Genomic DNA, 17,634 nt, shown 5'->3' with positions numbered 1-17,634 from the left:
TGAGCTGCCCCGCCCGCATGCCGGGAAAACAATTGTCCCGGAACTAGCTTTTCCTCGTGCCGTAACCGAGGGATCCCTTTGATCACCTGGACGACGAGGAAATGTGCGATGTCCCCCACCAATGACGATTTCTGGTCGCTCAGCGAATCCCAGAGCGGTATCTGGTTCGCGCAGCAGTCCGATCCGACCACGCCGATGTTCACCAACGCCGAGTACTACGAGATCAACGGCCCGGTCGACGCGGAGGTGCTGGGCCGGGCCGTGGACACGGTCGTCGCCGAGGCGGAGACGCTGCGTCTGCGCTTCGTCGAGACGGACGACGGCCCCAGGCAGTACCCCGATCCAGGTGCCCGGCGCCCGCTGCGCGTGTTCGACCTGCGGGGCGGGAACGCCCCCCGGGCCGAGGCCCTGGCGTGGATGCGCGAGGACGTGGGCCGGGCGCTCGACCCGCTCGCGGACGAACTGTGCGCCTTCGCCCTGTTCCGGATCGCGGACGAGCACTACCTCTGGTACCAGAGGGCGCACCACCTCATCGTCGACGGCTACAGCTTCATGCTGCTCGCCCGCAGGATCGCCCGCGTCCACACCGCGCTGGCCGCGGGTACGGACCCCGGCGAGCCCTTCGGCTCCCTCCGCGAGCTGCTGAAGGAGAACGAGGAGTACGGGAACGGCCCCGAGGGCGAGGCCGATCACCGCTACTGGGAGAGCCGCCTGGAGGGAGCCCCCTCCTACACCTCGCTCACCGACGGGCTGGCACCCCCGCAGCACCGCCACCTGCGCTCGACCGCCGTCATCGACGAGGAGGGGGTCGCGCGGATCGAGGCGGCCGCCGAGCGTATCGGTACCGGGTGGAAGCAGGTGCTGATGGCGGTGGCCGCGGTGTACACGCGCCACTGGTCGGGCGAGGAGGACGTCCTGCTCGCCATCCCCGTGGCTGCGCGGACCACCGCGCTGAGCAGGCGGGTCCCCGCCATGCAGTCCAACGTCGTGGCGCTGCGCTGCCCCGCGGAGGCGGCCACCCCCTTCGCCGAACTCGCGCGGACGGTCGCGGACGAGCTGCGCTCCTGCCTTCCGCACCAGCGCTATCCCGTGGCCTCCGCGCTGCGGCTCCTCGGCCAGACCTCAGACGCCCGGCACGAGTGCGGGCCCCTCGTCAACATCATGGCGTTCGACTACGACCTGGCCTTCGCCGGGGTGCCCGCCACGCCGCACAACGTCTTCCAGGGGCCCATCGAGGAACTGCGGATCGACATTCTGCAGCGGAGCCGCGGGGGCGCCCTGTACATCGACTTCGACGCCAACCCCGAGGTCCTGTCCGCGGAGGAGCTGGAACGGCACCGGCGGAGTTTCGAGATCCTGCTCGCGGCGCTGTGCGAGGACCCCGACCAGGCCGTGGGCGCCGCGGACGCCCACGACCCGGCTGACCGCGCCCGCCAGATCACGGAGTTCAACGACACGGGTGTGGTGCTGCCTGAGTTGACGGTGGCGGGGGTGTTCGAGGGGCACGTGCGCCGGGCGCCGGATGCGGTGGCGGTGGTGTTCGGGGGGGAGCGTGTCACCTACGGGGAGCTGGACGCGCGTGCGAACCGGCTCGCGCACCACCTTCTGGCCCGTGGTGCCGGTCGGGGTGACGTGGTGGGTGTGCTGTTGGAGCGGGGTGTGGAGTTGGCGGTGGCGGTGCTGGCCGCGGCCAAGGCCGGGACCCCCTACCTGCTGCTGGATCCGGACTTCCCGGACGACCGGCTGTGCACCCTGGTCGAGGACGCGGACGCGAGGTACCTGGTCAGTCGGGACGGGCTCGCCGGAAGGATGGGAACGGCGGTCCCCGCCGTTCTGGTGGACGCCGATTCCGGGGCGATCGCCGGGTGTCCCGACCAGGCTCCCGACGTCGGAGCGGATCCCGATGACGGGGTGTGTGTGATGTTCACGTCGGGGTCGTCGGGGCGTCCGAAGGGTGTGCTGACGTCGCATCGTGCGGTGGTGGGCACGTTCTGGGGCCAGGACTTCGTGGACTTCGGGTCGGACCAGGTGTGGTTGCAGTGCGCGTTGTTGTCGTGGGACGTGTTCGTGCTGGAGTTCTGGGGTGCTCTGCTGTCCGGTGCCTCCTGCGTCCTCCAGCCGGGGCAGAGGCCGGAGCCTGAGCTGATCGAGTCGTTGGCCCGTGAGCACGGTGTGACGACGCTGTGGTTGTCGGCGGGGTTGTTCAACCTGATGGTGGACGAGTATCCGGGGGCGTTCGCCGGGGTGCGGCAGGTGATGACGGGTGGTGAGGCGCCGTCGGTGGAGCATCTGCGCCGGTTCCGTGAGGCCTTCCCGCACGTTCGTCTGGTGCACGGGTACGGTCCGGTGGAGTCGGTGATCTTCACCAACGCTGTGACGGTTGGTGAGGTGCCTGAGGGTCGGGTTCCGGTGGGTGGGCCGCTGGTGAACAAGCGCACCTATGTGTTGGACGGTCGGTTGCGGCCGGTGCCGGTGGGTGTGGTGGGTGAGGTGTATGCGGCCGGGGTTGGTGTGGCCGGGGGTTATCTGGGTCAGCCGGGGGTGACGGCTGAGCGGTTCCTGCCTGATCCGTTCGGTGGGTCGGGTGGGCGGATGTACCGGACGGGTGATCTGGGCCGGTGGACCGGTGGCGGTGAGCTGGTGGTGGTCGGTCGGGTTGATGCCCAGGTCAAGATCCGGGGTTTCCGTGTTGAGCCGGGTGAGGTGGAGAGTCATCTGGCCGCTCAGCGGGGGGTTTCCCAGTGTGTTGTGGTGGTGCGGGAGGACCGGCCGGGCGAGAAGCGCCTGGTGGGGTACGCCGTGCTCACCGAGGACGCCAGAGCGGGTGCCGCCGAGGACACCGGTGAGACCGCTGGCGTGGAGCTGCGCTCCGCCCTGGCCGCGGTCCTGCCCGAGTACATGGTGCCGTCGGCGGTGGTGGTGCTGGACCGGCTGCCGCTGACGCCCAACGGCAAGGTGGACCGGCGTGCGCTGCCCGAGCCGGACTTCGGTGAGCTGTCGTCGGGCCGGGCGCCGCGCGACGCCCGCGAGGATGCGCTCTGCGGATTGTTCGCCGAACTCCTGGGGCTGGGGTCGGTGACGATCGACGACTCCTTCTTCGACCTGGGCGGCCACTCCCTGCTCGCGGCGCGTTTGATCAGCCGGATCCGGGCGGTGTTCGGTACGGAGGTGACCCTACGGGAGGTCTTCTCCCACTCCACGGTGGCCGCGCTCGCCGCGTTCCTGTCCGAGTCCGCGGATGTCACCGTTGTCGCGGATCGTCCGGTGCCCCGGCGGATGGAGCGTCCGGGGCGGGTGCCGTTGTCCTTCGCTCAGCGCAGGCTGTGGTTCCTGGACCGTCTTGAGGGGCCGAGTGCGACCTACAACATCCCGGTGGTGCTGAGGCTGTCGGGCGGGTTGGACGCTGCGGCGCTGGAGGCGGCGCTGGGGGACGTGGTGGAGCGGCACGAGGCGCTGCGCACGGTGTTCCCCTCCCACGAGGGCGAGCCGTACCAGCACGTCCTGGACCCCGAGCACGCCCGCCCCGCCCTGACGAGGCTCAACCCCGAGGCGGACGCGTGGGACGAGGCGTTCGACACCGCTGTCCGGTACGCGTTCGATCTGGAGCGTGAGGTGCCGGTGCGGGCGTGGCTGTTGCGGGAGGGGCCCGAGGAGCATGTGTTGGTGCTGGTGGTGCACCACATCGCGGGGGACGGCTGGTCGATGGCCCCGCTGCTGCGGGATCTGGGCCGGGCCTACCGGGACAGGGTGGGCGGCAGGGCTCCGGACTGGGAGCCGCTGGAGGTCCAGTACGCCGACTACGCCCTCTGGCAGCACGGTCTGCTGAGCGGATCCGGGGGAACCGACAGCCCTCTGGAGGTCCAGACGGACTTCTGGAGGGACGCGCTGAGCGGGGTGCCCGAGGTGCTGGACCTGCCCGCCGACTGCTCGCGGCCCGCCGTCGCCTCCTACACGGGAGACGTGCTGTCCTTCGAGGTCCCCGCTGACGTGCACCAGCGCCTGGTCCGGGTCGCCGCGGAGCACGACGTCACCTTGTTCATGGTGCTCCAGGCCGCTCTGGCGGTCCTGTTGGACCGGATGGGTGCCGGGTCGGACGTCCCGATCGGTACCCCGGTGGCCGGGCGCGACGACGAGGGGTTGGAGGACCTGGTCGGTTTCTTCGTCAACACGCTGGTCCTGCGCACCGACACCTCCGGCGACCCGGGCTTCGGTGAGCTCCTGTCCCGGGTCAGGGAGAGCGACCTGGCGGCCTTCGCCCACCAGGACCTGCCCTTCGACCGCCTGGTCGAGGCGGTCAACCCCGCCCGTTCCACCGCCCACCACCCCCTCTTCCAGGTGATGCTGGTTCTCCAGAACAACGCCGAGGTCTCCCTGGAGCTGCCCGGGCTGTGCGTGGCCGAGGAGCCCTTCCGGACCGGCATGGCCAAGTTCGACCTCACCTTCGTCCTGCGGGAGCGCCGCGGACCGGACGGCGCCCCGGCCGGAATCCAGGGAGGACTGGAGTACGCCACCGACCTGTTCGACCCCGAGAGCGCCGAACTGCTGGCCGCCCGGCTGTGCCGTCTGCTCGACACCGCCTCCGCCGACCCCCGGCGCGGTGTGCGCGACCTGCCGCTGCTGACCCCCGACGAGTACCGGCACGCGGTGGAGGAGTACAACGGTACCGCCGTCCCCGGACGTCCCCGCGCACTGGTCCACGAGTTGTTCGAGGACAGGGCCGCTGAGACTCCCGACGCCGTCGCGCTGGTCAGCGGGGACGAGAGCCTCACCTACGCCGAGCTGGACGCGCGGGCCAACCGGCTCGCCCACCGCCTGGCCGCCCTGGGGGCGGAACCCGAGTCCGCGGTGGCGGTGCTCATGGACCGCTCCGTCCAGCAGATGGTCGCCACCCTGGCGATCGTCAAGTGCGGGGCCGCCTACGTGCCCCTGGCGGCCTCCTTCCCGCCCTCCCGGGTCAGGACCATCATGTCCGAGACCGGGGCGCGGGTCCTGGTCACCGACAGTGCGGGGCGGGACCACGCGGTCGTCACGGCGGAGGCGGAACTGGGCACGTCGGTCACCGTGGCCGATGACCTCGCCGAGGACGGGCCCGTACACGCCCCAGGGGTGCGCGTCGACGGCCAGGCCCTCCTGTACGTCATGTTCACGTCGGGTTCCACCGGCCGCCCGAAGGGGGTGGCGGTCAGCCACCACAACGTCGTCGAACTGGTCCTCGACCACTGCTGGGACGGTGAGAACCACCGGCGCGTCATGGTGCACTCCGCCTACGGGTTCGACGCCTCCACCTACGAGATGTGGGTGCCGCTCCTGCGCGGATCGACCCTGGTGCTGGCACCGCGCACGGACGGGGACGCGCGGGTCCTGGCCGACACCATCCGCGACCACGGTGTGACGGCGGCCTACTTCACGACCGGCCTGTTCAACGTCATGGCCGACGAGTGCGTGGAGAGCCTGTCCCTGCTGCGCGAGGTGTGGACCAGCGGGGACGTGGCCTCCCCCGCCGCGGTCCAACGGGTCCTGGACCACTGCCCCGACACCGTGGTGGTGCACGGCTACGGGCCCACCGAGACCACCGTCTGGTCCAGTTACCAGACCTTCGACACCTCCCGGCGCACCCTCGGTGAGCTCACCCTGGGGACGCCCATGGACAACACCACCATGTACGTCCTGGACGATCGGCTGCGTCCCGTGCCGCCCGGGGCCACCGGCGAGCTGTACGTGGGAGGCGACCACGTGGCCCGGGGGTACGTGGGTCGGCCGGACCTGACCGCCGAGCGCTTCGTCGCCGATCCGCTGGGCGGGCCGGGGCGGCGCATGTACCGCACCGGCGACCTGGTGCGCTGGACGCGCCAGGGGCGGATCCGCTTCATCGGCCGCGTCGACGGCCAGATCAAGATCCGGGGGTTCCGTATCGAACCCGCCGAGGTCGAGGCCGCCCTCGGCGCCTGGCCGGGGGTGTCCCAGTGCGCGGTCGTGGTCCGGGAGGACCGCCCGGGCGACAAGCGGCTCGTCGCCTACGTGGTCCTCGAAGCGGGCCGTGACCTGGACCGCGAGGCGCTGCGCCAGAGCATGGGCGAGGACCTGCCGGACTACATGGTCCCCTCGCTGTTCGTCACGCTGGACCGACTGCCGCTCACCGGTAACGGAAAGCTGGACCGCCGCGCCCTGCCCGTCCCCGACTACGGGGCGTTCGCCCGGGGGCGCGGCCCCCGCACTCCCCGAGAGGAGGTCGCGTGCCGGATCTTCGCCGAGGTCCTGGGGCTGGAGCGGGTCGGTGTCGACGACTCCTTCTTCGACCTGGGCGGGCACTCGCTGCTGGCCACGCGCCTGGTCACCAGGATCAACGAGGCCACCGGACTCGACCTGGGGGTGCGGGACCTGTTCCAGACCCCCACGGTCGCCGGACTCCTGGGCGGCGAGGACCGCACCGGCGCCCTGGACGTCCTGCTGCCCCTCCAACGGGAGGGCGACGAGCGCCCGCTCTTCTGCGTCCACCCCGCCGCGGGGATGAGCTGGTGCTTCGCCGGCCTGACCCGCTGGCTCGGCGGACGGCAGCCCGTCTACGGGTTGCAGAGCCGGGTGCTGACCGAGCCGGACACCCTGCCCGCGAGCGTGGAGGAGGTCGCCGAGGACTACCTCCGCCTCATCAGGGAGGTACAGCCCGCGGGGCCCTACCGGCTCCTGGGCTACTCCTTCGGGGGGCTGGTCGCCCACGCCATGGCCACCAGCCTCCAGGGGGAGGGCGAGGAGGTGGAGCTGCTCGCCCTGATGGACTCCTACCCCGCGCACGGGACCAAGGGCGCTCCGGCGCCCGGCCACGAGCAGTTCCTGGGCATGCTGCTGGGTCGGCCCCCGGAGGACCCCGGATCCGGCCCGCGGCGGGAGGAGCCCCTCGACCTCGACCGCGCCGTGCGCGAACTGCGCCGCCGGGATCCGGTCATGGCCGGTTTCGAGGAGGCCGAGGTGACCGCCCTGGCCACCGCGGCGGTCAACCACATGGAGATCGCACAGAACTTCGTCCCGCGTGTCTTCGAAGGAGACGTCGTCTTCTTCCGTGCGGAGCTGGGACGGATCGACGGAGCACCCGACACCGGTGCCTGGAGGGAGTACGTGGGAGGTGACATCGATGTACACCGTGTCGGGGCCACACACGCGCAGATGGCCGAACCGGCGCCGATCGAACAGGTCGGCGGCGTTCTGACCGCGCGGATGAACGCCGCCAGGAGCACCGCCGAACGCGGTGCGGTGAAGGAGATGCTGACATGACCAACCCCTTCGAGGACAACGAGGGCCGTTTCCGCGTCCTGGTCAACACCGAGGGCCAGCACTCGCTGTGGCCGTCCTTCGCGGACGCCCCGGCGGGCTGGACCGTGGCCAAGGAGGAGGACACCCGCCAGGCCTGCCTGTCCTACATCGAGGAGAACTGGACCGACATCCGTCCCCTGAGCCCGGTCGGCTGACCGGTCCGGACGACGGCGAGCGGGTCCGCCACGAGCGCACCCGCTGACGGCGACCCGGCCCCGACACGAGCGGGGCCGGTGAACGGAGACGGCGCGGACACGAGCCGCCCGAGGAGCACGCCCCGGAGCCCCGGACACGGAGAGGAACCTCCGCGTCCGGGGCTCCCGTGTGCCCGGCGATACTGCCGGTCGGCTGCCGCGGCGCCCTGCCTGGGGCGGGCCGGAACCCTTCGTAGTCTTCTTCCCGTCCGGAGCCGGGCGAGCCGTCCGGAGCCGGTGACGCCTTCGGCGCGGCCTCCCCCGGACGACGGGAACCGAGCGTGACCGAGCGTCGGTGAGTGCGCCACGAAATGGGTAGTGGAATGCGGATATCGGAAGACGAGACAACCAGCGGCACCGCCTCCCCCAAGGCGTTCCGGGCCTTGCGGTCGGCGTCGCGTACGGCCGGTATGGGCTTCGGTTCGTCCCGGGCCCACCACGGCGAGATCCTCCAGGGGGTGTTCGAGCACCAGGGCAGGCTCCTCCGCGGCCTGGTGACGATGCCCTGCGACCTCTACCGCTCCTACGTGGTCTTCGAACCCTCCCGGACGCCCGTGCTCACGGTGACCCCTCCCGACCGGGCCAAGGCCTTCCGGGCGGCCGCCGAGACCCTGTCCGCGCTGGGCAGGTCCCACACCGGCGGAAACCTCTACCTGGAGTCCGACGTCCCCCTCTCCCGGGGCTTCGGATCCTCCACCACCGACGTCATCGCGACCATCCTGGCCGTCCAGGACGCCTGCGGGCAGAGCCCGGACAGCGCCGTGACGGCCAGGCTGGCGGTCCGGGCCGAACAGGCGTCGGACTCGTTGATGTTCGGTGAGCGGTCGGTCCTGTTCGCGCAGCGCGACGGTGTCCTCATCGAGGAGTTCGCCGCCCCGCTGCCGCCCCTGGCGGCGCTCGGCTTCGGGACCAGCCGCGACGGCGCGGGGGTCTCGACCCTGGACATGCGGCCCGCCGTCTACGACAGGGCCGAGGTCGCCGAGTTCGCCGACCTGCGGGCGCGCCTGCGCGAGGCCGTGGCCGCGGGCGATCCGGCCGGGATCGCGGAGGTCGCCTCGGCCAGCGGAAGGATCAACCAGCGCCACCTGCCGGTGCCCGGCTTCGCGGACCTGGAGGCCCTGGCCGCGCGGTGCGGTGCGCTCGGACTCCAGGTGGCGCACAGCGGGGACATCGCGGGCCTGCTCTTCGACGGCCGCGACCCCGACGTCGACAGGGCCCGGGGCCGGGCGGAGCGCGGACTCCGCGACCTCGGCGTCAAGGACACCTGGCGGTTCTCCGCCGACGGACGGAAGAAGGACTCCCCATGAACCAGCCGACCACCGCCTTCGACTCGATGGTCGAGGCGATGGCGATGCCCCGCGTGGTACGTCTGCGCCCCAACCTCTACGCGGTCGTGTTCAGCCTGATGAAGATCCTGCCGGCCAAGCACATCATCGAGCAGGCGCGGTCCAACGGCCTCCTGGGACCCGGCACCCCGGTCCTGGAGACCTCCTCCGGAACCTTCGCCCTCGGCCTGGCCATGGTCTGCCGCCGGTGGGGCCACCCCCTCACCATCGTCGGCGACCCCGCGATCGACCCCGCGCTGCGCACACGGCTCGAACTGTTGGGCACCCGGGTCGAGATCGTCGACGACTTCGACGCCCCCGGCGGCATCCAGGGCGCCCGGCTCGCCCGGCTGGAGGAGCTGCGCCGCGAGCAGCCGGGCGTGTTCGTGCCCGGACAGTACGACAACCCCGGCAACCCCGGGTCCTACCTCCCGGTGGCCGAACTCGTCGCCGGCGCCGTGGGCCGTGTGGACCGCCTGGTCGGACCGGTCGGCTCGGGGGGCTCCAGCGGCGGCCTCTCCAGTGCCCTGCGGCTGTTCGGGATGGACACGGACCTGGTCGGGGTGGACACTCCTGGCAGTGTCATCTTCGGGCTGGACAACGGTCCCCGACCGCTGCGGGGACTCGGTAGCAGCATCCACCCCGGCAACGTCGTCCACGAGTCCTACGATGAGGTCCACTGGGTGAGCGCCGCCGCCGCCTTCGGCACCACCCGCCGCCTCTTCTCGGACCTCGGCATGTTCGTCGGTCCCACCAGCGGCGCCGCCTACCTGGCCGCCGACTGGTACGCCCGGCGGAACCCGGAGGAGACCACCGTGGCCGTCTTCCCCGACGACGGCTACCGGTACCAGGACACCGTCTACTGCGAGCGGTGGCTGCGGGAGCGGGGCCACTGGGCGCCCGACCTGCCGCGTGAGCCCCTCCTCGTGCACGAGCCCCGGAACCTGCACCCGCACTGGACGCGGATGGAGTGGAACCGGCGCCCCGCCCCCGAGCGCGCACTGACGCCCTGATCCGCCCGGCCGATCCCAGAGACAACGGAGACACGATCATGAGGAGCACGACCGTCCTCCCCCCGTTCGCCACGGCGGACCTCATGGACGAGTACGGAGCGCTGGCGAGCTGCCAGGCCCAGTTCCGGCACTACGGCGGACGGGTGTCCTTCCACGGGGCCGTCGCCACCGTCCGCTGCCACGAGGACAACGGGCTGGTCAGGGCCGCGGTCGCCGAACCCGGCCGGGGCCGTGTCCTGGTCGTGGACGGAGGCGGATCCCTGCGTACGGCGCTCGTGGGGGACAACGTCGCCCGCCTCGCGGCCGACAACGGGTGGGCCGGGATCGTGGTCAACGGCGCCGTCCGCGACGTCCTCGGACTGGCCCGCGTCGACATCGGCGTGTGCGCGTTGGGCACCAACCCGCGCAGGCCCTCCCGCACGGGCGCCGGCAGCGCCGGCGTCCCCGTCGCGTGCGGAGGAGTCGTGTTCCTTCCCGGGAACCCGCTGTTCGCCGACGGGGACGGCGTCGTGACGGGCCCCCCGGACACACTCCCCCTCCTCCCCTCCGACCCCCCCAAGGAGCAGTCGTGACCACTTCCAACGAGGCGCCGCCCGCCCTGAACCGTGACTTCCGCAGGTTCTGGGCCGGCAGCCTCCTGAGCAACCTCGCCGACGGGATCATGCTGACGGCGCTGCCGATGGCGGCGGCGATGCTGACCAACGATCCGGTCCTGGTGTCGGGGCTGATGGTGGCCCGCTTCCTGCCCTGGCTGCTCTTCGGCCTGTTCGCCGGGGTCGTCGTGGACCGCCTGGACCGGGTCAGGCTCATGGTCGCGGCCAACGCCGTACGGGGCGGTGCTATCGCGGTCCTGGCGGTCCTGGTGGCCGCCGGGTACGCGACGGTCTGGGCGCTGTACGCGGTGATGTTCGTCGTGATGCTGTGCGAGGTGTTCTACGACCTGTCGGGGCGGGCCATGCTGCCCGACCTGGTCCCGGCCGGAGGCCTGGAGCGGGCCAACGGGCGCCTGGTGGGCGGCAAGACCGTCACCGAGGACTTCGGCGGAGCGCCCCTGGCGGGCTTCCTGTTCGTGGTGGCCGCCGCCCTGCCCCTGGCGGTGAACGCGGGCGCCTACGTCCTGGGCGCGCTGGTGCTGCTCGGCCTCCCGCTGGCGGTGCGCCGCCCCGCGGGCGCGGAAGAGCGGACGGCGGCGGCTCCGGAGGGCGCCCCCCGCGGCGCGGTGCGCGCTGTCCTGGCGGAGATGCGCGCCGGACTGGCCTTCGTCCTCGCCGACCGTGCCCTGCGCCCGACCGTCCTGTTCGGCGTCGTCGTCAACATGGCGTTCATGGCCCAGGCCGGAGTCCTGGTCCTCCTGGTCCAAGAGCACTTCTCCGTGCCCGAGGCGCTCTACGGCGTGTTCCTCGCCTCCTCGGCCGCTGGCGCCCTCCTCGGCTCAGCCGTGGTCGGCGCGGTCACGGTGAGGCTGGGGAGGTTCCGCACCGAGGTGGTCTCCTTCGGCCTCATGGGCCTGTGCTGCGTGGCCTTCGGACTGGTGCCCAACGCCTACCTGGCGGCCCTGGCCTGGATGCTGCTGGGCGCCGCCATGACGGTCTCCAACGTCGTGATGCTCGGCTCGGCCCAGCTGATCGTCCCCGGAACCCACCTGGGCCGGGTGATGTCGGTGATCCAGGTGCTCGGTTTCGGCCTCGCTCCGGTGGGCGCCCTCCTCGGCGGTCTCCTGGGCCGGGTGGAGCTGTCCTACGTGCCGGTCGCGGCGGGCGCCGCGGTGCTCCTCGCCCTGGCCCTGGCGCTTCGTGGACTGCGCGGGCTGACCGCTCGCGCCGACGAGGCGGAGGCCGCCGCGGCCGCCTGACGGGGCTGGACCGGAGGCCCGGTCCCGGGGCCGGGCGGAAGAAAAGGCGAAGGCGTTCCCACCCGTGTGTCGATCCGGGCCCGGCCCGTTCGTCGTGTGGGCGAGAGCGGGGGAAGGGACCCCGCGCCACACGGAGGGCGGACGCCATGCGCTACCTGATGATGATCATGTCCGACGAGCAGACCGAGGCCGGGCAGTTGCCCGGGCCGGAGGTCTTCGAGGCCATGAACAGGTACAACGAGGCGATGGTGAAGGCCGGGGTGCTGCTGGCCGGGGAGGGTCTGGCACCCGGCTCGGAGGGGGCCCGGGTCACCTTCAGCGACGGCAGGGTCACCGTCACCGACGGCCCCTTCGCCGAGGCCAAGGAGGTCATCGCCGGGTACTGGGTGATCCAGGTCTCCTCGCGGGAGGAGGCCCTGGAGTGGGCCCGGCGCTGCCCGCACCCGCCGGAGGGCAGCGGCGCCGTGCTCAACCTCCAGCTGCGGCGGATCGCCGAGACCGAGGAGTTCGGCGACGCGGTGCCCGAGCACGTCCGGGAGCAGGAGGCCCGGTGGCGCGCCGAGGGGATCGGCAACGGCTGATCGCGGCGGGCGGCCCGCCCCAGGCGGGCCGCCACGCCCCAGGCGGCCCCGGGGTCAGACCTTCGCGGCGGGTTCGGCGGTGACCTCGTCCCGGTAGAAGATGTCGATGTCGACCTCCTCGCCGCCGACCGTCAGCGTGTCCCACGGGCCGCCCGCGACCAGGGACCGCAGCGTCTCGTCGGTCAGGGTCCGCAGGTGCTCGCGCAGGGCCGCGTCGTCGGGCATTCCGGAGATCCGCGAGGACAGGCGCTCGCGGATCGCGGTCAGTCGCTCCATCAGCGTCTCCAGGTCGGCCTCCCGGTCGCCGCCCTCCTCCTCCACGCTCCGGGCGATCAGCTCCTTGATCGCGACCGTCGCCCCGTCCTCGCCGGCGGTCACCATCGCGTTCCACGCACGGCTCTTGTGCCGGTACTGCAGCATCGACATCGCCGCCTCGTGGCGGATGAAGTCCGCGTCGCGGAAGGGCCTACCGTTCCACGCGCTGCTGAGCGAACGGGCCAGCGAGATGGCCGAGGCCAGGCCGCTGTTGAGCCCGCGTCCGGGCCAGAAGTGGATCGCGTTGGCGGCGTCCCCGAGCAGGAACCCGTAGGTGCCCGGACCGGTCGCCGTGGCCGGGCGCAGCTGGGCGGTGAACCGAGGCCGCTGCACCATGTTCAGTCGGAAGGCGGTGACGGCGCTGAGGTTGCCCTCGGCCACCCCGAAGAACTCCAGCCCCTGCCGGACCCGCTTCCACAGGGCTGAACCCTTGACCAGCGCGGGCAGGAACAGGGTGCTGTGGGTCGAGCAGGTGAAGTCGCCGTACTCGTCCCGCGCCATCACGCACGGGCGCGAGGCGATGCACTCCTCGAACACCTGCCGCACGGGGTCGATGCCGATGACCTCCCGGGCCTCGGCGTCGGTCAGGCGCATGTTGAGGAAGCCCTCGCCGCGCAGCGAGTTCAGCAGGAAGCGGTTCTGGGCCACGGTCAGCAGGACGGTCATGGGGTCCGACAGGTCGGACCGCACGCGCAGGCCCAGCACGACGTCCTGGAGGTGCTCGCCGTCCAGCGAGTAGATCGTCTTGTCGGCCTGGCCGAACTTGTCGGTGAAGTGCTCGCGGGTGCGCGACCGGGACCCCTCGCACACGGCGAGCACGTGGCTGCGGGCCAGCTCCTCCGCGTTCTCGACCGGGTCGAAGCGCTCGGGCACGAGCCGGATGCGGCCCGGCCGCTCGTTGGCCATCTCCAGCAGGACGTCCTCGATCCGCGAGATGCGGATGTTGCGCGGGCCCTGGCCGCGGATCGAGTCGGGGCCCGAGGGCCACATCTCGGTGTAGGCACCGGGCTGGAACAACCGCTCCTGCATCGGCTCGGTGAGGTTGAGGTACTGGCGGCTCTGGACGGTCACGACCTGCTGGCGCCGGACGTTGCCCTGCTTCTCGTCCTTCCACACCACGCGGGATCCCTCCCGGGTCCAGCGCGCGTCGTAGACGGTGACGGACACCTGGGAGCCGATGAGGTGTTCGAGCAGCAGGGCGAAGGCCAGGCCCACGGGGCCGCCGCCCGAGACGAGGACGTTCAGGACCGGGCCCGAGGGCACCGCGGACCGGACGAACATCTGCGTCACCGGGGGTTCGTCGGGCGCCGCCGGGGTGCCGGAGGGCTCCCAGCGGAAGACCTCCTCGCCGATCGTGATGAGGTCGCCGGGACGGAGGCGGTACGAGGCCACCTCCTCCCCGTTGACCACCGTTCCGTTGCTGCTCTCCCGGTCGCGCAGGACGTAGCCGCCGCCGTCGCGGACGATCTCGGCGTGGAAGCGCGAGGCGGCCCTGCTGGCGACCACCACGCTGTTGTCCCTGTGGCGGCCGAACGTGACCGGCGCGTCGCCGACGGGGAACCTCTGCCCGGCGAAGGGCCCTTCGCGCCCGACGATTTCGAATGACACAGGCCGCTTCTTTCTGTGAGGGGGAGAACACGGTTTTCGGCTGCCTGGGGAAGGCCGCTCCCCCTGTGGGACGCGGCTTTCGGGCATTCGGATCTGAACTCTACGGAATCCGCGCCCTCGGCGCACCACCGGAAGTCCCGGTCGCCGTGCGCCGTGCCGGTGTGACCCCGCAGGTACGGTTACTTCCAGTCGATGATCGGAGGAATCCGCGCCCCACCTGTGGACTCGTGTCACCCGAGGAACTCCGGCGATTCTCTGCGGAATCGATGCCTCACGAAATGAACCGTTCTGTGCCCTAGTCCGTAACCAGGGTTACGGCCTTCTCCCTGCCCTCTCCGGGGCTGATTTCGCAGGTGGGGAATTGCACGGCTTCGCCGAATCGGATTCTGGTCTTTCCTCGGGCAGCTTGCGGTGATCCGCCCCGCGGTGCTCTGATGACCCCGTGAGTTCCACCGACACCACCCGCGCGGTCGAGGCGGTCTGGCGCATCGAGTCGGCCCAGCTCGTCGCCACACTCGCGCGCATGGTCGGCGACGTCGGCCTGGCCGAGGAGTTCGCCCAGGACGCCCTGGTCAGCGCCCTGGAGAAGTGGCCGGACGAGGGCGTGCCCGACCGGCCCGGGGCCTGGCTGACCACGGTGGCCAAACGCCGCCTGCTCGACCGCTGGCGCCGCGACGAGCGCTTCCGGCAGCGCATGGCCGACCTCGGGCGCGAGATGTCCGCGCACGACGGGCAGTCCGCGTTCGACGCCGTCCTGGAGGAGGACTACGGCGACGACCTGCTCCGGCTGATGTTCGTGTGCTGCCACCCGGTGCTGTCCACCGAGGCCCGCGTGGCCCTCACCCTGCGCCTGCTCGGCGGGCTCTCCACCGACGAGATCGCCCGGGCCTTCCTGGTGCCCGAGCCGACCGTCGCCCAGCGCATCGTCCGGGCCAAGCGCACCCTGGCCAGGAGGAGGGTGCCCTTCGAGGTACCCGTCGGCCGGGACCGCGACGCCCGTCTGGCCTCCGTCCTGGAGGTCGTCTACCTCGTGTTCAACGAGGGCTACACGGCCACCTCCGGCCCCGACTGGATGCGCCCGGAACTGTGCGAGGAGGCCATGCGCCTGGGCCGGGTGCTCGCCGGGCTGCTGCCCGGGGAACCCGAGGTGCGCGGACTCCTGGCGCTGATGGAACTGCAGGCCTCCCGGTTCCGGGCCCGGGTCGGTCCCGACGGCGAACCCGTCCCCCTCACCGAACAGGACCGCTCCCGCTGGGACCGCATGCTCGTCACCCGGGGACTTGAGGCCCTGGTCCGGGCGCTGTCCGCCGACCCCGGCCGGCCCCGGGGCCCCTACACCCTGCAGGCGGCCATCGCTGCCAAGCACGCCCAGGCGCACACCGCCGAGGACACCGACTGGGCGGGCATCGCCGGGCTGTACCTGGCGCTGGCCCGGATCACCGGGTCACCGGTGGTGGAACTGAACCGGGCCGTGGCGGTCTCGATGGCCTCCGGCCCCGGCGAGGCCCTGGAGATCGTCGACGCACTCCGCGACCAGCCGGGGATGGCGGACTACCACCTGCTGCCCGCCGTGCGCGGCGACCTGCTCGCGCGGCTGGAACGCGCGGCGGAGGCCCGCGAGGAGTTCGAGCGGGCGGCCGGACTCACCCGCAACGAGCGCGAGCGCGCGCTCCTGCTCGCCCGCGCCCGCGGGTGCGACGGTTGACGCACCGCCCCGCGTACGCCGCGGAGGTCACCGTGTTCCGGCCGGGACGACCCACATCGAGCCGCTGGCGGCGATCAGGGAGTGCGGCGCGTCGCGTGCCCGCTGGCAGCGCCGCACCATCCCGTAGGCGGACTTGTCCGCGAGGCAGAGGGGCAACGCCGGACCTTCCGCATGGTCTGTTCGTCCAGGTCCAGGTCCAGTTCCTCGACGAGGTCCAGGAACTGGTGGGACCGTCTGCGGGCGGCCACCTCACGGAGGGCTCTGTTGACGGTCTCCACCATCGAAACGTGCTGAAGGGCCGGGTCCCCCGTTTCTGCCCGTGGCAGGAAGCCCTGGCGCGTCGCCCGGGGGAGCGGCCAGACTGCCCCGCATGAGACTTCTGGTTCTGGGTGGCACCGAGTTCGTGGGACGGGCCGTCGTGGAGGACGCGCTCGCCAGGGGGTGGGAGGTCACCGTCTTCCACCGGGGCAGGCACGCGGCCCCGCCCGGGGCCTCGGCCCTGCACGGGGACCGCACCGGGCCGGGCGGGCTCGCCGCCCTGGAGACGGGCCGCTGGGACGCGGTCGTCGACACCTGGTCGGGCGCCCCGGCAGCCGTGACCGCGGCCGCGCGCCTGCTCGCCGACCGCGTCGGGCACTACGCCTACGTCTCCAGCCGGTCCGTCTACGCCTTCCCGGCCAGGGCGGGCCTGGACGAGGACGGGCCGGTCGTGGACTCCTCGCCCGAGGACGACGGAACCGACTACGCGCGGGCCAAGCGCGGCGGCGAACTCGCCGCCGAGGCGGTCTTCGGCGACCGCGCGCTGTTCGTCCGGGCCGGTCTCATCCTCGGCCCGTACGAGAACGTCGGCCGCCTGCCCTGGTGGCTGGGGCGGATCGCCCGCGGCGGGCCCGTCCTGGCCCCCGGCCCGCGCGACCTGCCGCTGCAGTACGTGGACGCCCGCGACCTGGCAGCCTGGACCCTCGACGCGGCCGAGCGGAGCCTGGGCGGCCCCTACAACCTGGTGAGCCCGCCCGGGCACACCACCACCGGGCAACTCCTGGAGGCGTGCGCGGAGGTCACCGGCTCCGGCGCCGAGCTGCGCTGGACCGAGCCCCAGGCCGTCCTCGACGCGGGGATCCAGCCGTGGACCGACCTGCCCGTCTGGGTGCCGCCCGGCGAGCTCTACGACACCCTGCACCAGGGCGACGTGTCCCGGACGCTCGCCACGGGCCTGCGCTGCCGCCCGGCGGCCGAGACCGTCGCGGACACCTGGTCGTGGCTCGGCACCCTGCCCGAGGGCGCGCCCCAGCGCCCGGACCGCCCCCGGCTCGGCCTGGACCCCGAGGTCGAGGCCCGCCTGCTCGGAACCTGACCCGCGTCCGCGTTCCCGGAGCAGAGGCGTAGCACGGTGAGACACGAAGAGCTGCACTTGTGCCATGAAGACCATCACCCAGCGCACCGAGAAACTCCAGTTCGCGGCGGTCGACTTCGCCCCACTGCCCTTCGACGGTGCGGCGGCCGCCCGCTATGGAACGCTCCTCGCCCTCACCCTCGCGGCGAACCGCAGCCCCAAGCCGCGGCGCATGGACCTGATGATCGCGGCTGTGGCCTCAGTGCACGGGCTGCCCCTCTACACGCGCAACGCCGACGACTTCGCCGGGCTCGACAGCGCGGTGCGGGTTGTCGCCGTCTGAGAGGGCGGAGACCGCACCTTCCCACGGCGAGGGGCCGCCCCTCGCGGAGCGGCCCCACAC

Annotated in this window: 12 protein-coding genes; 10 read left to right on the top strand and 2 right to left on the bottom strand. The window is 72.2% G+C overall.

The window, feature by feature from the left end; all coding sequences use genetic code 11:
• The first annotated feature begins 108 nt into the window (after window positions 1-108).
• From FYW95_RS11615 to FYW95_RS11585, 7 genes are all read left to right on the top strand, one after another.
• On the top strand, window positions 109-7,266 hold the full coding sequence (locus tag FYW95_RS11615) for an amino acid adenylation domain-containing protein (protein WP_160050337.1): 7,158 nt from the start codon (window positions 109-111) through the stop codon (window positions 7,264-7,266).
• Window positions 7,263-7,460, top strand: coding sequence for an MbtH family protein (locus FYW95_RS11610; RefSeq protein ID WP_159945526.1), 198 nt, complete (start codon window positions 7,263-7,265; stop codon window positions 7,458-7,460). The genes FYW95_RS11615 and FYW95_RS11610 overlap by 4 nt, the downstream gene beginning before the upstream one ends.
• Window positions 7,461-7,822: 362 nt before the next feature.
• Window positions 7,823-8,806, top strand: a complete 984-nt coding sequence (locus FYW95_RS11605; RefSeq protein WP_201294819.1) for a GHMP family kinase ATP-binding protein — start codon at window positions 7,823-7,825, stop codon at window positions 8,804-8,806.
• The gene (locus FYW95_RS11600; RefSeq protein ID WP_159945527.1) at window positions 8,803-9,837 is read left to right on the top strand and encodes a PLP-dependent cysteine synthase family protein; all 1,035 of its coding nucleotides are present in this window, start codon (window positions 8,803-8,805) and stop codon (window positions 9,835-9,837) included. The genes FYW95_RS11605 and FYW95_RS11600 overlap by 4 nt, the downstream gene beginning before the upstream one ends.
• Window positions 9,838-9,875: 38 nt before the next feature.
• The gene (gene rraA, locus FYW95_RS11595; protein WP_159945528.1) at window positions 9,876-10,409 is read left to right on the top strand and encodes a ribonuclease E activity regulator RraA; all 534 of its coding nucleotides are present in this window, start codon (window positions 9,876-9,878) and stop codon (window positions 10,407-10,409) included.
• Window positions 10,406-11,689 (top strand): MFS transporter, encoded by a 1,284-nt coding sequence (locus FYW95_RS11590; RefSeq protein WP_236568125.1) that lies wholly within the window; start codon window positions 10,406-10,408, stop codon window positions 11,687-11,689. The genes rraA and FYW95_RS11590 overlap by 4 nt, the downstream gene beginning before the upstream one ends.
• Window positions 11,690-11,835: 146 nt before the next feature.
• Window positions 11,836-12,270 carry a YciI family protein gene (locus tag FYW95_RS11585; protein ID WP_159945529.1) on the top strand — a complete coding sequence of 145 codons (435 nt, stop codon included), beginning with the start codon at window positions 11,836-11,838 and terminating at the stop codon, window positions 12,268-12,270.
• Window positions 12,271-12,324: 54 nt separating this feature from the next.
• On the opposite strand, the gene FYW95_RS11580 is transcribed toward FYW95_RS11585, so the two are convergent.
• Entirely contained in the window at window positions 12,325-14,193 is a 1,869-nt protein-coding gene (locus FYW95_RS11580) for an FHA domain-containing protein (RefSeq protein ID WP_201294818.1), read from the bottom strand.
• A gap of 442 nt (window positions 14,194-14,635) precedes the next feature.
• Between FYW95_RS11580 and FYW95_RS11575 the strand changes: the two genes are divergently transcribed.
• Window positions 14,636-15,898: an RNA polymerase sigma factor gene (locus FYW95_RS11575; protein WP_159945531.1), complete on the top strand. Its 1,263-nt coding sequence runs from the start codon at window positions 14,636-14,638 to the stop codon at window positions 15,896-15,898.
• Between the two features lie 27 nt (window positions 15,899-15,925).
• On the opposite strand, the gene FYW95_RS28635 is transcribed toward FYW95_RS11575, so the two are convergent.
• Entirely contained in the window at window positions 15,926-16,054 is a 129-nt protein-coding gene (locus tag FYW95_RS28635) for a hypothetical protein (RefSeq protein WP_255459352.1), read from the bottom strand.
• A 214-nt stretch (window positions 16,055-16,268) separates the two neighbouring features.
• Here FYW95_RS28635 and FYW95_RS11570 point away from each other — a divergent pair, with 214 nt between their 5' ends.
• Both FYW95_RS11570 and FYW95_RS11565 read left to right on the top strand, forming a co-directional pair.
• Window positions 16,269-17,252, top strand: a complete 984-nt coding sequence (locus FYW95_RS11570) for an NAD-dependent epimerase/dehydratase family protein (protein WP_159945532.1) — start codon at window positions 16,269-16,271, stop codon at window positions 17,250-17,252.
• A gap of 64 nt (window positions 17,253-17,316) precedes the next feature.
• Window positions 17,317-17,574 carry a PIN domain-containing protein gene (locus tag FYW95_RS11565; RefSeq protein ID WP_236568126.1) on the top strand — a complete coding sequence of 86 codons (258 nt, stop codon included), beginning with the start codon at window positions 17,317-17,319 and terminating at the stop codon, window positions 17,572-17,574.
• The last annotated feature ends 60 nt before the right edge of the window (window positions 17,575-17,634 follow it).

Source organism: Nocardiopsis sp. FR4 (genome assembly GCF_009830945.1).
GTDB lineage: Bacteria > Actinomycetota > Actinomycetes > Streptosporangiales > Streptosporangiaceae > Nocardiopsis.
This window is presented reverse-complemented; position numbering and strand designations above follow the sequence as displayed.

Coding starts and splice junctions, on each gene's coding strand:
- FYW95_RS11615 (WP_160050337.1), top strand. CDS start 109: ATGTCCCCCACCAATGACGATTTCTGGTCGCTCAGCGAATCCCAGAGC.
- FYW95_RS11610 (WP_159945526.1), top strand. CDS start 7,263: ATGACCAACCCCTTCGAGGACAACGAGGGCCGTTTCCGCGTCCTGGTC.
- FYW95_RS11605 (WP_201294819.1), top strand. CDS start 7,823: ATGCGGATATCGGAAGACGAGACAACCAGCGGCACCGCCTCCCCCAAG.
- FYW95_RS11600 (WP_159945527.1), top strand. CDS start 8,803: ATGAACCAGCCGACCACCGCCTTCGACTCGATGGTCGAGGCGATGGCG.
- rraA (WP_159945528.1), top strand. CDS start 9,876: ATGAGGAGCACGACCGTCCTCCCCCCGTTCGCCACGGCGGACCTCATG.
- FYW95_RS11585 (WP_159945529.1), top strand. CDS start 11,836: ATGCGCTACCTGATGATGATCATGTCCGACGAGCAGACCGAGGCCGGG.
- FYW95_RS11570 (WP_159945532.1), top strand. CDS start 16,269: ATGAGACTTCTGGTTCTGGGTGGCACCGAGTTCGTGGGACGGGCCGTC.
- FYW95_RS11565 (WP_236568126.1), top strand. CDS start 17,317: ATGAAGACCATCACCCAGCGCACCGAGAAACTCCAGTTCGCGGCGGTC.